Genomic DNA, 13,135 nt, shown 5'->3' on the forward strand with positions numbered 1-13,135 from the left:
GGGTGCCAACCCGGGGACAATGAAAGCTAGCTGACCATCCGCTTTCCGAGGGGCCCCCGATGAGCAACACCGTGCGAGATCCGTCCACCTTTCCGCCTCACCCGGGCCCCGAGCCGCGGTTCCGGATGTCCAGGGATGCGCTGCGGGCCTCGCTGTGGTTCTGGCCCACCTGCGCGTCCCTGGCGGCGGTGCTCCTGACCCTGCTGCTGCTGCAGGTCCGCCCGGATGAGGACGCCGCCTGGGCGCGGTGGATCTGGCCCACCGGCGTCGAGGCTGCCAGCAGCCTGCTCCAAACTGTCGCAACAAGCGTCATGACCGCTGCTACGGTGACCTTCTCGCTGACCGTGGTGGCCCTGCAGTTGGCCTCACAGCAGTTCTCGCCGCGGCTGCTGCGCGACTTCGCCCGTGATGCCCGCACCCAGATTGTCCTGGGCGTGCTGCTGGGAACCTTCCTGGTCAGCATCACCGGACTGCACGGGATGCATCCGGACCGTCCGGTCCCGGTGCTGGTGGTGGGTCTGGTCTATGTGCTGGGAATTGCCAGCGGCGTGGTGCTGCTGTTCTTTATTGGACATATCGCCCGCTCGCTGCGGGTGGACACCATGATGCTCAACGCGCACCAGGGCTGCCTGGCCGTGCTGCGGGACACCTACCCGGAATCCGGGACCGGCGAGGTGCAGCACTTCCCGAAGCCCGACGGCGGCACTCCCGTACCGGCCGGGCGCAGCGGGATCATCCAGGCGGTGCACGCGAAACCCCTGGTCCGGATGCTGCAGCAGCTGGGGCTGACCATGCGGATTGAGGTGCAGCCGGGCGACCACGTGACCATCGGAACGCCGGTGGCCCGTGTCTGGAGTGACGACGGCGGCACGGTGCCGCTGGGCACAGTCGGTGAGGCCCTGTCCGATGCCGTGGACATCGGCTATGAACGCACGTCGGAGCAGGATGTCGCGCTGGGTCTGCGCCAGCTGACCGACATTGCGGTCAAAGCGATTTCCCCTAGCATCAACGATCCGATTACAGCGGCACATTCGCTCGGATACTGTGCTGACCTGCTGGTGGATATCTCCCGCCGGCGGCTTGGGCCGGAAGGGGAGGTTGACGACGACGGCGTGCTGCGCCTGGTCACGGTGGGCCGCGACTACCGTTACTTCATGGATCTGGTCTGCAGCCCGGTCCGCCGTTTTGCGCGGTCGGAGCCCATTGTGCTCACCGCCGTGCAGCGGCTGCTGCGCGACTGCGCCGCCAACGCCGTGAATGATGCCCAGCGTGAGGAAATCCGCCGGCAATCCTCCCTGGTGCTGGAGGACACCTCCCGGGATATGGCAGCGGCCGACGAACGCGAGGTCCGCGACATGGCCCGGCGGGTGGAGGAGGCAGTGGCGGGGGACATCGCCACGGCTTTCACGGACCGGGCCGGGGAAACCCGGTCTGTGTGAAACACCAAAAGGGCCGGCCGTACCCGGCCGGCCCTTTTATCAGACGGATCAGGGCAGCAGCTCCTGGGCCAGGACAAAGAGGCCCATGACCAGGACAAAGATGCCGAACCCGCGCCGCAGTGCAGCTTCCGGAATCCGTCCGGCGAGCCGGGCGCCGATGAGGGAGCCGAGGATGGCGGTCACGGTGACCGCTGCAATCAGCGGCCAGTCCAGGGACACGGTGGTGAGGTAGCCGCCAAGGCCCGCGAAGGACTTCATGGCGATCACCACCAGCGAGGTGCCTACGGCCACCGGCATGGACAATCCGCCCAGCAGCGCGAGTGCCGGGACCACCAGGAAGCCGCCGCCGGCGCCCACCAGGCCGGTGACCAGTCCAACCACCAGGCCCTCGATGATCACCTTGCCAACGCGGAGTTCACCGTCGCCTCCGGGCGTGACCTTTTTACGTCCGCGGATCATGGCCATCGAGGTGGCGACCATCATGAGGGCAAACGCGATCATCAGGATGGTTCCGGGAATCCGCCCGCCGAGGAGCCCGCCGCCGAACGCACCCACCATGCCGGCGGCTCCGAAGAGCAGGCCGGTCCGCCATTTCACCCGTCCCTTGCGGGCATGGCCGACGGCGCTGACGGCCGAGGTGGCGCCGACCACGAAGAGGGACGAGGCGATGGCCTCGCGGGGGCTCATCCCGGCCACGTAGGTCAGGATCGGAACGGTGAGGATGGACCCGCCGCCGCCGAGCAGGCCGAGCGAAAGCCCGATCAGCACGGAGAGCAGCAGGGTTGCCGCGAGGGACACGGTCATGGTGGGCAGTCCTTAGGTTGGTGCGGTGGCGATGGCCCGCCGGGAAACGGGCCGCCGGACGGAGGGAGGCCTAGCGGGCAGCCGGAAGCTGGCTGATGGCTGACTGGGCGGTCGGCTCAGCAGCGGTCCGGTTCCACGGCATCTTTGACAGTGCCTGGCCCATGGCGCAGGTGTTGGTGGCGGCAGAGAAGGTCAGGCCGACGCCGATGGCACCGGCGAGGAGCCGCACCTTGGGGGAGACGAACCGGCCTCCGGCCAGGCCTGTGACCATGAGGCTTCCGGCCGCCATGCGGACCTGGCGTTCCAGCGACCAGCGCTGGGCGCCGCGGACCACGTCGCCGCCGGCCGCGGCGAAGGCGGGCACGCCGCCGGTAAGGACCAGTGCGCCGTCGACGCCGGCGCCGGCCAGATGCCCTCGGGCCTGTTCGGCGCGGACGCCGGACTGGCAGACAAGCACCACCCGGCTGCCGAGGCGCTCGGCCAGCCGGCCGGTGTGCTCGGAGAGCAGGGGAAGCGGCACGTTGTAGGAGCCGCGGATGTGCAGGGATTCGAATTCGGCGGCCGAGCGGACGTCGATGATGACCAGATCTTCAGTGTTGCCGGCCATTTCCACCAGCTCGGCGGCGTCGAGTTCGGATACGGAGGGAAGTGCGGAGGCCATGGGGTCTCATTTCTTATGGTTGTGTTGCTGTTGTGGTGCTTTGGTTTTTGTGCGGTTTGGGGCGCCAGTCACCGTGTCCAATAAACCCCCGGGGGTATACTGGGCGGAGAATCTACTGAGGAGTGTCCATGCAGCTCGATAACACCGAACTTGCCCCCGTGGTTAACCGGCTCAAGCGTGCCCAGGGTCAGCTGGCCGCCGTCACCCGGATGCTCGAGGAGGGCCGGGACTGCAAGGACATCGTCACGCAGCTCGCCGCCGTCTCCAAGGCCTTGGATAAGGCCGGATTCGCGATTATCGCTGCGGGACTGGAACAGTGTCTGATGAGTGAGGACGGCTCCATGGATAAGAAGGACCTGGAAAAGCTTTTCCTCTCCCTGGCCTGACGGGCGCGGTGAAGGGGGTGCTCCGCGATGCGGGGCACCCCCTTTTTTTGTATGCCCGGACTTAGGCGGGCTGTCCGGCTTTCCACTGAGACCAGCCGGCGTAGCTGCCAACAAGTTCGACGACGTCGAAGCCGGCCCGGCGCAGTGCGCTGGCGGCCACGGAGTTGCGCACCCCGCTCTGGCAGTAGGTCACAATGGTGCCGTCGGCGGGCAGCTGGTCCTGGTTCCACAGCACCCGGCCGGCGCTGAGCTGAGCCGATCCGGGGATGTGTCCGGCGCTGTGCTCGGTCTTGTTGCGGACATCCAGCACCAGTGCGGCGTCGAAGTTCTCCAGGTCCTCAGGGTTGATCCGCTGCGGCATACTCGTCGGCAGTCCGTCCAGGCTGGTGGTGTAGCCGGCTACCTTGTCGATGCCCACGCGGACCAGATGGTCCCGCATGTCGCGGGCGGCGGCGGCGTCGTTGGCCAGCAGCACCAGCGGGCGCTCGTCCGTTTCGGGATCCACGGCCCAGGCGCCGAAGCTGGCGGTCTTCTTGCCGGCCGGGATGTTCACGGATCCGGTCACGGTACCCTCGTGCACTGCCTTGTGCGGGCGGGTGTCCACGAAGGTGATGCTGTCCTGCTCGAGACCGCGGACGACGTCGTCGGCGGACAGTTCTTCCAGCTCGGGGCGCTCGCCCATGACGGCAGGGCCCTGCCGGTTTTCACGCTTCATCCGGCCGAAGTAGGCGTGGGCGTCGGGCTGGCCGTTGAGCAGCTCGTCCACAAAGCCCTGCTCGTCGCCGGCTTCAAGGTACGGACCCCACCAGGCGTAAAGCCGTTCGTAGCCCACAGTGGTGGACGGCAACGCGCCGAGGGCCTTGCCGCAGGCGCTGCCCGAACCGTGGCCCGGGTAGACGGCAACATGGTCCGGCAGGGTAACAAACTTCTCCTGCAGGCTGCGGAAGATCTGCTTGGCGCCCTCGAAACGGGTGTCCACGCCGCCGGCAGCCTCGTCCAGCAGGTCCGGGCGGCCCAGATCGCCGGAGAAGACGAAGTCGCCTGAGAGCAGGTAGCCGGGGTCCTTGCTGAAAGCGCCGTCGGTGATCAGGAAGGACAGGTGTTCCGGCGTGTGGCCGGGGGTGTGTACGGCCTTGAGCGTGATGTTGCCGACGCTGATGGCATCACCGTCATGCAGGCGCTCCGCCGCGAAGCGGTACTGCCAGTCCTCTCCGCCTTCGCCGGAAACGTACATTTCGGCGCCGGTGGCAGCGGCCAGTTCCCGCGTGCCGGAGAGGTAGTCGGCGTGGATATGGGTTTCCGTCACCGCCACGATACGCATGCCGTTGGCAGCGGCGAATTCCAGATAGGTGCTGATGTCCCGGCGGGCGTCCACCACCACTGCCTCGCCCTTGCGCTGGCAGCCGATGAAATAGCTCGCCTGGGCCAGGTCCTCGTCATAGATGCGTTCGAGCAGCATGTTGTCTCCTTTTGGTTGCGGGTGGACACCCCCGGGGGTATCTGATCTGCCTCAACGGTAATACCCATGGGGGTATAGCTGCAACCAGCCGGACGTGTCTTTGCATACCCCGGGGGGTACCTGTCAGGATGATGGAACAAAGACTTTCCCCGATCCGAAACGGAGTTCGAACAAATGTGCAGGGCAGCTACATGCAGGAAGTGTGGAAAGACCACCTGGGCAGGATGCGGCAACCACGTGGACCAGGTGATGCGGAACGTGCCTAAGGGTGAGCGCTGCACCTGCAGTGCAAGTGCCGGCAAGCCCGCCGTCGGTGCCCAGCCTGCCGGCGCCGGCTGGCTCGGAAAGCTGTTCGGCCGCAAGTAGTGGCCGGGGCCTCCGGGACACGGAGGCCTCGTCGTGGCAGGCTGGGCCCATGGAAACCAGTTCCGGCATTTCCCCGTGGCCCGCGGCCGCGCCCGCCGGCGGAAGCATCCGGTTGCGTGCCTTCCGGGACGAAGACGCCGGGATGGCGATGGATCTGGCCCAGGACACCTACATCCCTACGGTCGGCAGCCTTCCGGCGCGGGCAACCCACGAGCAGGCGCTGGACTGGCTGGAACGCCAGCGGCATATGCACGTGCGGGGGAGCGGCTACTCGTTTGCCATTGCCGACGCCGCCACGGGCCGCGCCGTCGGGCAGATTGGCCTGTGGGGGTGGGAACTGCAGCAGGGCCGCACCCAGGCGGGCTACGCCGTGGTGCCGGGCGCCCGGGGAGCGGGTCTGGCTGCCCAGGCGCTCTCGGCGCTGCTGGAATTCACCTGGAGTATTCCGGAGGTGCACCGCGTGGAGCTGTATATCGAACCATGGAACGCCGCGTCCTTCCGCAGCGCAGAACATGCCGGATTCGAGCGTGAGGGACTGCTGCGCAGCTACATGGAAATCTCCGGGCAGCGCCGGGACATGCTGATTTACGCCGCAGTCAGGGGGCTATAACCTGCGGTGCCGGCGCAGCCGGAAGGTCCGCCAGGCCGCGTACACGCGGCCGCTCATTCTTTCTCCTCCGGCACCGGTTCATATCCGATCAGCCAATGCAGCCCGTATTGGTCAATGACCTGCCCGTCCGAGGCTCCCCACGGCTTGGGCCCGAGCGGGTCCACAATCCGGCCGCCTACGGAGAGGAGGTCAAACCACTCGTGCAGGCGTGCCGGTTCAGCGGTTCCGAGCAGCGAGAGCATCAGGCCCTGAAGCTGGATACTCTGCTCATGCAGGGCGGCGTCTGCGCCGGACAGGGTCACAACGCCGTTGAGGGCTCCGTGTGCAATGGCGTTGGGTGCACCCCCGCTGCCAAAATCCGCATTGGTGTGCAGCGACAGGTCGCCGCCGAACACCCCTGCGTAGAAGGAGAGGGCTTCGCGCGCTGTTCCCGGGAAAAGCAGATAAACCGTGGGCGCCGTCATGCCGCACAGCATACATAGCCGGGCCGTCGGCAGGACCCGTGCCCGTTGACTCCCCGTCACCGCCGGCGGAAAGTGGAGGCATGCCAGGTATCGGCGCACCGCTGTGGGACATGCTGTCCGAGACCGTTGAGTCCGGCTGGTGCCCCGGGCTGGTGGCCGGGGTCCGGATTGGCGGGCAGACGGAGTTTTTTGCCGCCGGTTCGCTGGATTTCGGGCGGTCCGAGCCGATGGCGGAGGACACGCCGTTCCGTATCTCCTCGCTGAGCAAACTCTTCGGCGGCGCCCTTGCGTTGAGCCTGGTGGCGGATGGAACGCTGGATCTGGATGAGGACGTTTCCCGCCTATTGCCGGCGCTCGGGCACCTGCGCGTGCTTGCGACGCCGGATGCGCCGCTCACCGTCTCCGTTCCCACCCGCGGTCCCATCACCCTGCGCCACCTGCTGACCTTCACTGCGGGACTCGGCATCGATTTCGCTCCTACCCCCTACGCCGCGGCCACTCGTGACCTGCTGTGGGGACCCAACCCGCCGGAGGTGACCCCGGAGGAGTATGTGGAGCGGGTGTCCCGGCTGCCGTTGGCTCATCAGCCGGGGGATCTCTGGATGTACCACTCGTGCGCGGACCTGCTCTCGGTGGTGGTGGCGAAGGCTGCGGGTGCGTCAGTAGGGGAATTGGTGGAGGAACGGATCAGTAAGCCGTTCGGGTTGGCCGGTACCGGCTTCCCCACAGGTGAGGAGTTGTTCCCCACCGTCTATGAAGCGGTGGACGGCGAACTGCGGGAAGCGGTTTCCTACCGGGATGCGCTCGCCTCCCCGCCGCTGTTTCAATCCCTGGCCGGCGGGCTGGTGTCCACCGTGCCCGACTATTTGAGCTTTCTGGCCCAACTGGCGGACGACGCCGTGCTGCCGGCCGGGCTGCGGGAGCAGATGACGGAGAACCAGCTCACGTCCCCGCAGCGGGAAGGCCTCGCCGAGATGGTCGGCCCGGATGAATCATGGGGGTTCATGACCGCCGTGCAGACCGGGCCCGGGGCCTCCTGGTCCGAACCGGGGATGTGGGGATGGGCCGGCGGTTCCGGCACCAGCGCCGCGGTGTATCCAAACGGCGATATCGGGGTCATTTTCACGCAGCGGTTCATGGCGGGTCCGCAGGATGACTTCGGCTTTTTCTGGAAGCCGTTCGGGGCCCTGCGACAAAGTCCGTAGGGGCATTTTCACCCCTAAACCATTAACCGCCCTTAAGTGCAGCCACGCTGATTCCGGGCTTCTGTAGGTTTTCGTAGGCCGGGAACCAAGGGATGGATCCGCGCATAACAACTTAACGTTGCTTAATATTTGCGGCGTACCCTCTAATAGACCCAGTGGCGCTCATCACACTGGTGACCGCAGAACCGCGAAAGGGGGAGCCGTGTCCGGTGAGACCACTGTCCCGGTGCAGTCCGCGGTTCCGAAGCGGACGGCTAAAGTCTCCGCAGCCGCCGTCGCCCGAGCCTGCGGAGTCTCTCCCGCCACGGTCAGCTACGTCATGAACGGCCGCCCCGGTGTTTCCGTCGAAACCCGCCGAGAGGTGCTGAAAACTGCGACCGAACTAGGCTTTCGTCCGACCGGAGCCGGTGACTTAGCAACGCTCACACGTGTGGTGGGACTGATCCTCCCCAATATCGTCAACCAGATGTACACGGGCTGGGCCGAGCACATCATTACCGTCACGGCAGCCGAGGGTTTCGAGGTGTTCGTCGCCACCACCCAGGACGATGCCGAATCCCTGGCCCAGGTCGCATCGACTTTCGCGGCCCGCAACGTGGACGGGGTCATCATTGCGGCCGCGCTCCGGGAAGATTCCCGCGCGCTGCGCACGCTGCGGCAAAAACGCATCCCCTACGTCTATCTTTCACGCCGCTCGGAGCATATTCCGGGTGACTTTGTGGGAATAGACGATGACGCAGCAGCCAGCCAGTTGATGGCTCATGTTCTCAGCCACGGTTACAGCGAAATTGCCACGGTTATCGGCCCCCGCTTTTCCACCGCATCCCTTGCCCGGGAACAGGCATTCGTCCGCACGGCGGCCGCGTCAGGGGTAATCATTTCCGGGGACCGGAAGATCAGCACCAGGCTCAATTCCCACGGCGGACTGGTTGCCGCCGAAAAACTGCTCGGCTCGGCTGATCCGCCTCAGGCGATCGTTTGCGGCTCGGACGAGATTGCCATCGGGGTAATGGAACACGCACTCTCCCTGGGCCTGCGCATCCCGGCCGACGTCGCCGTCGTCGGAAGCGATGGGCTGCCGCATAGCCGCTCGAGACTGATCGGCATGACAACCATTGTGCAGCCGGTCAAGAAGATGGCGGAACGCGCCTTTGAACTACTGCTGAACCAGATCACCAGCCCCCGTACAACCTACGCGCACGCGGTCTGCGCCCACCGTATCCACCTAGGCACCAGCTGCGGCTGCCCGCCGCCGGACCCGCCTGCAGCCTGACCTCCGCTCGCCAGCCAACTCCTCACTTCCCCCCTGCCAGAAGGGCCATACAGCCATGCTCCAATCACCCCGCATAGAGGTGCTGCTCGACATTAAAACCACCCTGGGCGAAGGTCCGGTCTGGGATGGGGAATCCCAGCGGCTGCATTGGATCGACAGTGCGGACGGGCGGATTTTCCGGTCCACGCATGACGGCCGGGAGCTGCGCTCGTGGGAGGTCGGCGAACCCATCGGTTCCATGGCAGTGTCCCGTGACGGCAGCTTCTTCTTGGCTGCCCTGAAGAGCGGGCTGCACCGGATCGACGTCGCCACCGGCGAGCAGGAACTCCTGGTGGACCCCGAACCGGACCTGCCGAACAACCGGCTCAATGACGGCAAGGTGGACCGCCAGGGACGGTTTGTCTTCGGCTCCATGGACACTCTGGAGGAACAGGCCAGCGGACGGCTGTACAGCTACACCCCGGAAGGGCAGCTGAACACCCTCGACGACGGCATTGTGGTCTCCAACGGCCCCTGCTTCAGCCCAGACGGACGCACGCTTTACTTCAGCGACACCTGGACCGGACTCATTTGGGCCTATGACTACGATCCGGGCACCGGTCAGGCGTCCAACCGGCGGACCTTTGCTTCCGTTGACACCAGCTCCGGCGGAGCAGCTGACGGTGCCACCGTGGATGCCGACGGCTACCTCTGGCAGGCATTGGTCTACGGCGGAAAAATCATCCGCTATGCGCCGGACGGTGCGGTTGACCGGGTCATCGATACACCGGTCCTGAAGGTCACCAGCCTCGCCTTCGGCGGACCGGACCTGGACACCCTGTTCGTCACGTCCATGGCCAAACCGCCGCTGCCCCGCTTCCCCGCCGACGGCCAGCAGCGCGGATCCCTCTTCGCCGTGTCCGGACTGGGCGTCCGCGGACTGGCCGAGCCCCGCTTCGGCGCCTGAGCAGAAAGCCCCCAAATGTCTTCTAACCCGAGCTCCCGCCTGTCCCTGAAGTCCGTCCACAAGTACTCCTGGGTGTCCCTGCTGGTGTGTTGGCTGATCTGGATCCTGAACGCCTATGACCGGGAAATCATCCTGCGTTTGGGTCCGACCATCTCCGAGACCTTCAACCTCTCCGCCGAAGCCTGGGGCGGCATCGCCTCCGTGGTGATGCTGGCGCTGGCCGTCATGGCCATTCCCGGATCCGCCATGAGCGACAAATACGGCAGCGGCTGGAAGCGCGCACGCTTCCAGGTGCCGCTCGTCATCGGCTACGCCGCGCTGTCCTTCATTTCCGGCTTCAAGTTCATCAGCCACAACATCGCCGCCTTCGTGGCGCTGCGGGTTGGCGTCAACCTCGGCGCAGGCTGGGCCGAGCCGGTAGGCGTCAGCAACACCGCTGAATGGTGGCCGAAGGAACGCCGCGGATTCGCGCTGGGTGCCCACCACACCGGCTACCCCATCGGATCCCTGCTCTCCGGGCTCCTGGCCGCCGTGGTGATCTCGGTCTTTGGCCCGGAAAACTGGTCCTACGCCCTGTTCCTGGCCCTGTTCATCGCCATTCCGCTGATGCTGTTCTGGGGCAAGTACTCCACCCCGGACAAAATCGAGACCCTCTATGCGGACATCAAAGCCAAGGGCCTCACACCGCCCGAACTAGCCGATCCCCAGGTTGCCCGCCCCAAGGGCCTGCTGAAGAAAACCCTGCGCGTGCGCAGCATCCCCCTGACGGCGGGCACCACCATGTTCACGCAGATTGTGTACATGGGCATCAACACGGTCCTGCCTGCCTACCTGTTCAACGTCGTCGGCCTTTCCCTTGCAGAGTCCGCCGGCCTGAGCGTGGTCTTTGCCGTGACCGGCATCCTGGGCCAGATCATCTGGCCGACACTGTCGGACATCATCGGCCGCAAAATCACCATTGTCATCTGCGGCGTGTGGATGGCTGCTTCCGTGGCTACCTTCTACTTCGCCACCACCTCCCTGCTGGTGGTCATCATCCAGCTCGCGTTCGGCCTGGTGGCCAACGCCGTGTGGCCCATCTACTACGCGGCAGCCTCGGACGCAGCTCCGGAAGGGGCCACCTCCACCGCCAACGGCATTGTCACCACGGCCATGTTCATCGGCGGCGGCATCGCCCCCGTTCTCATGGGACAGCTGATCGCGCTGGGCGGCGGCTGGGAAGAACGCGCCGGTTATGTCCTCTGCTTCCTGGTCATGGCCGGGCTTGCCCTGCTCGGCGTCGTCCTTCAGCTCTTCGCCCGCAGTGATTCGGGTACTTCCCACCAGAAAACGCAGGAGCCGGCAGCACCATGAGCCACGGTCCCGCACCCCATTCCTCTCAACCCTCCACCACGAAAGGCACGGCAATGAGGCCGCAAGCCGTCATCAATAAGCTCATCTTCCGGCGGGTCATGCCGCTCCTGATCGCTGCCTACGTCATGGCGTTCCTGGACCGGACCAACATCGGCATGGCCAAGGACCGGATGGAGATTGACCTCGGAATATCCGCCACGGCCTACGGCATTGGTGCCGGGCTGTTCTTCCTGACCTATGCCCTCTCGGAAATCCCGTCCAACCTGATCATGCATAAGGTCGGGGCACGCTTCTGGATCATGCGGATCATGATTACCTGGGGCATCCTGTCCGCCTGCATGGCCCTGGTCCAGGGTGAATGGTCCTTCTACATCCTGCGCATGCTCCTGGGCATAGCGGAGGCGGGGCTCTTCCCCGGTGTCATTTACTTCCTGACCCAGTGGTTTGTGGTCAAGGACCGGGCCAAGGCGAACGGCATGTTCCTGCTCGGCGTCTCCCTGGCCAATATCATCGGTGCACCCCTGGGCGGCGCTCTCCTGACCCTGGACGGTCTCGGCGGGCTGCACGGCTGGCAGTGGATGTTCATTATCGAAGGCCTGCCGGCCTGCGTATTGGCTTTCTTCGTCTGGAAATACCTGCCGGACAAGCCCACCGATGCCAAGTTCCTCACCCGTGCAGAGGCTGAAGACCTTGAGGCCCGGATCCTGGCCGAAGAACAGGCGGGCGCCGAGGCGTCCGGTAACTCCAAACTGCGCCACGTGCTCAAGGACAAACAGATCCTGCTGGTGGTCGGCATTTACTTCGCGCACCAGATTGCCGTCTACGCACTGAGCTTCTTCCTCCCTTCAATCATCGGCAGCTACGGTGAACTGGGCTCCATCCAGATTGGGCTGCTGACCTCCGTTCCGTGGATCTTCTCCGCGATCGGCGCCCTGCTGTTGCCCCGCCTGGCCACCAATGCCTCGCGCTCGCGCCTCATCGCCACCTGCACGATGGTTGGCATTGTCGCAGGCTTCACCCTCGGTGCCGTGGGCGGACCGATCCTCGGGATGATCGGTTTCTGCCTGGCTGCCTTCAACTTCTTCGCCCTGCAGCCCATCCTTTTCACCTACCCGGCCACCCGGCTTTCCGGCGCCGCATTGGCCGGCGGAATCGCCTTCGTCAACAGCGTGGGCCTGCTGGGCGGCTTCCTCGGCCCCTACATTATGGGCTTCATGGAGGACGTCACCGGTTCGAAGGTCTCCGGCCTCTGGTTCATTGTGGCCATGTGCGCCATCGGCGCGGTACTCACCCGCGCGCTCAAGCGCGGAGCGGAAGACCCGGCCAAAGCCGCAGTTGCCGCGCACTAAAAACCATCCCCACACCATCCACCACAAAGGAGCATGACCCGTGGATTCCACAGGACTCGACTACACCGGCCGCAAGGTTCTCGTCACCGCCGGGGCCGCAGGCATCGGCCTGGCCATCGCCACCCGCTTCAAGGAACTCGGCGCCGCCGTCTTCGTCACGGACATCAATCAGGCAGCCGTTGACGCCGCCCGCACAGCCGGATTCTCCGCCGCCGTAAGCGACGTCTCCGACGAAGGCCAGGTCCGCACCCTCATGGGTACCGTCGCCGCGGAACTGGGCGGACTGGATGTACTGGTCAACAACGCCGGCATTGCCGGCCCCACCGGCCCCATCGAAACCCTCGACGCCGGCGCGTGGAAAACCACGTTCGACGTCAACGTGCACGGCCAGTTCTACTGCATCAAGCATGCCCTGCCGCTGCTGCGCCAGGCTGAGCAGGCCGCCATTGTGAACCTCTCCTCGGCGGCGGGCCGCCTCGGCATGGCCGGCCGCAGCCCCTACTCGGCATCCAAATGGGCGGTCGTGGGGCTGACCAAAACCCTGGCCATCGAACTCGGCGAGGAAGGCATCCGGGTCAACGCCATCTGCCCGGGCGCCGTCGACGGACCCCGCATCGGCGCCGTCATCGACGCCAAGGCCGCCATGCTGGGCCGCCCGGTGGAGGAAGTCTCCGACCTCTACCACCGGCAGTCCTCCCTGAACCGCCTGGTCCAGGCCGAAGACATCGCCAACATGGCCGTGTTCCTGGCCGGCAATCTGGCCCGCAACGTCAACGGCCAGGCGATGGCCGTCGACGGCAACACCGAGAAGCTTTACTAA

Annotated in this window: 14 protein-coding genes; 10 read left to right on the plus strand and 4 right to left on the minus strand. The window is 65.7% G+C overall.

Going from position 1 to position 13,135, the window contains the following annotated elements:
• Positions 1–59 precede the first annotated feature (59 nt).
• Positions 60–1,439, plus strand: coding sequence for a DUF2254 domain-containing protein (locus GD627_RS01875; protein WP_152271121.1), 1,380 nt, complete (start codon positions 60–62; stop codon positions 1,437–1,439).
• A gap of 48 nt (positions 1,440–1,487) precedes the next feature.
• On the opposite strand, the gene GD627_RS01880 is transcribed toward GD627_RS01875, so the two are convergent.
• Positions 1,488–2,243, minus strand: a complete 756-nt coding sequence (locus tag GD627_RS01880; protein WP_152271122.1) for a sulfite exporter TauE/SafE family protein — start codon at positions 2,241–2,243, stop codon at positions 1,488–1,490.
• A gap of 70 nt (positions 2,244–2,313) precedes the next feature.
• Positions 2,314–2,850, minus strand: a complete 537-nt coding sequence (locus tag GD627_RS01885; protein ID WP_246165340.1) for a rhodanese-like domain-containing protein — start codon at positions 2,848–2,850, stop codon at positions 2,314–2,316.
• A gap of 182 nt (positions 2,851–3,032) precedes the next feature.
• Between GD627_RS01885 and GD627_RS01890 the strand changes: the two genes are divergently transcribed.
• Entirely contained in the window at positions 3,033–3,290 is a 258-nt protein-coding gene (locus tag GD627_RS01890; protein ID WP_146360189.1) for a metal-sensitive transcriptional regulator, read from the plus strand.
• A 61-nt stretch (positions 3,291–3,351) separates the two neighbouring features.
• Here GD627_RS01890 and GD627_RS01895 read toward each other — a convergent pair whose 3' ends face one another.
• Positions 3,352–4,749 carry an MBL fold metallo-hydrolase gene (locus GD627_RS01895; protein ID WP_152271124.1) on the minus strand — a complete coding sequence of 466 codons (1,398 nt, stop codon included), beginning with the start codon at positions 4,747–4,749 and terminating at the stop codon, positions 3,352–3,354.
• Positions 4,750–4,923: 174 nt separating this feature from the next.
• On the opposite strand from GD627_RS01895, the gene GD627_RS16720 reads away from it, so the two are divergent.
• Complete coding sequence (locus GD627_RS16720) at positions 4,924–5,115, plus strand: hypothetical protein (RefSeq protein ID WP_152271125.1); 192 nt, start codon at positions 4,924–4,926, stop codon at positions 5,113–5,115.
• A gap of 49 nt (positions 5,116–5,164) precedes the next feature.
• Positions 5,165–5,725, plus strand: coding sequence for a GNAT family N-acetyltransferase (locus GD627_RS01905; RefSeq protein ID WP_152271126.1), 561 nt, complete (start codon positions 5,165–5,167; stop codon positions 5,723–5,725).
• Between the two features lie 53 nt (positions 5,726–5,778).
• On the opposite strand, the gene GD627_RS01910 is transcribed toward GD627_RS01905, so the two are convergent.
• Positions 5,779–6,189: a VOC family protein gene (locus GD627_RS01910; protein WP_152271127.1), complete on the minus strand. Its 411-nt coding sequence runs from the start codon at positions 6,187–6,189 to the stop codon at positions 5,779–5,781.
• Positions 6,190–6,269: 80 nt separating this feature from the next.
• Here GD627_RS01910 and GD627_RS01915 point away from each other — a divergent pair, with 80 nt between their 5' ends.
• From GD627_RS01915 to GD627_RS01940, 6 genes are all read left to right on the plus strand, one after another.
• The gene (locus GD627_RS01915; protein WP_152271128.1) at positions 6,270–7,394 is read left to right on the plus strand and encodes a serine hydrolase domain-containing protein; all 1,125 of its coding nucleotides are present in this window, start codon (positions 6,270–6,272) and stop codon (positions 7,392–7,394) included.
• A 226-nt stretch (positions 7,395–7,620) separates the two neighbouring features.
• Positions 7,621–8,667 carry a LacI family DNA-binding transcriptional regulator gene (locus GD627_RS01920; protein ID WP_152271718.1) on the plus strand — a complete coding sequence of 349 codons (1,047 nt, stop codon included), beginning with the start codon at positions 7,621–7,623 and terminating at the stop codon, positions 8,665–8,667.
• Positions 8,668–8,722: 55 nt separating this feature from the next.
• Entirely contained in the window at positions 8,723–9,613 is an 891-nt protein-coding gene (locus GD627_RS01925; protein ID WP_152271129.1) for an SMP-30/gluconolactonase/LRE family protein, read from the plus strand.
• A 15-nt stretch (positions 9,614–9,628) separates the two neighbouring features.
• The gene (locus tag GD627_RS01930) at positions 9,629–10,966 is read left to right on the plus strand and encodes an MFS transporter (RefSeq protein WP_152271130.1); all 1,338 of its coding nucleotides are present in this window, start codon (positions 9,629–9,631) and stop codon (positions 10,964–10,966) included.
• A gap of 53 nt (positions 10,967–11,019) precedes the next feature.
• A complete protein-coding gene (locus tag GD627_RS01935; RefSeq protein WP_152271131.1) occupies positions 11,020–12,315 on the plus strand; it encodes an MFS transporter in 1,296 nt (431 codons plus the stop codon).
• Positions 12,316–12,355: 40 nt separating this feature from the next.
• The gene (locus GD627_RS01940; protein WP_152271132.1) at positions 12,356–13,135 is read left to right on the plus strand and encodes an SDR family oxidoreductase; all 780 of its coding nucleotides are present in this window, start codon (positions 12,356–12,358) and stop codon (positions 13,133–13,135) included.

Source organism: Arthrobacter yangruifuii (assembly GCF_009192775.1).
GTDB lineage: Bacteria > Actinomycetota > Actinomycetes > Actinomycetales > Micrococcaceae > Arthrobacter_B > Arthrobacter_B yangruifuii.

What these genes read in the sequence shown, in the direction of transcription:
- GD627_RS01935 (WP_152271131.1), top strand. Translation starts at nt 11,020, where the DNA reads ATGAGGCCGCAAGCCGTCATCAATAAGCTCATCTTCCGGCGGGTCATG.
- GD627_RS01880 (WP_152271122.1), bottom strand. Translation starts at nt 2,243, where the DNA reads ATGACCGTGTCCCTCGCGGCAACCCTGCTGCTCTCCGTGCTGATCGGG.
- GD627_RS01875 (WP_152271121.1), top strand. Translation starts at nt 60, where the DNA reads ATGAGCAACACCGTGCGAGATCCGTCCACCTTTCCGCCTCACCCGGGC.
- GD627_RS01890 (WP_146360189.1), top strand. Translation starts at nt 3,033, where the DNA reads ATGCAGCTCGATAACACCGAACTTGCCCCCGTGGTTAACCGGCTCAAG.
- GD627_RS01915 (WP_152271128.1), top strand. Translation starts at nt 6,270, where the DNA reads ATGCCAGGTATCGGCGCACCGCTGTGGGACATGCTGTCCGAGACCGTT.
- GD627_RS01910 (WP_152271127.1), bottom strand. Translation starts at nt 6,189, where the DNA reads ATGACGGCGCCCACGGTTTATCTGCTTTTCCCGGGAACAGCGCGCGAA.
- GD627_RS01905 (WP_152271126.1), top strand. Translation starts at nt 5,165, where the DNA reads ATGGAAACCAGTTCCGGCATTTCCCCGTGGCCCGCGGCCGCGCCCGCC.
- GD627_RS01930 (WP_152271130.1), top strand. Translation starts at nt 9,629, where the DNA reads ATGTCTTCTAACCCGAGCTCCCGCCTGTCCCTGAAGTCCGTCCACAAG.
- GD627_RS01925 (WP_152271129.1), top strand. Translation starts at nt 8,723, where the DNA reads ATGCTCCAATCACCCCGCATAGAGGTGCTGCTCGACATTAAAACCACC.
- GD627_RS01895 (WP_152271124.1), bottom strand. Translation starts at nt 4,749, where the DNA reads ATGCTGCTCGAACGCATCTATGACGAGGACCTGGCCCAGGCGAGCTAT.
- GD627_RS01885 (WP_246165340.1), bottom strand. Translation starts at nt 2,850, where the DNA reads ATGGCCGGCAACACTGAAGATCTGGTCATCATCGACGTCCGCTCGGCC.
- GD627_RS16720 (WP_152271125.1), top strand. Translation starts at nt 4,924, where the DNA reads ATGTGCAGGGCAGCTACATGCAGGAAGTGTGGAAAGACCACCTGGGCA.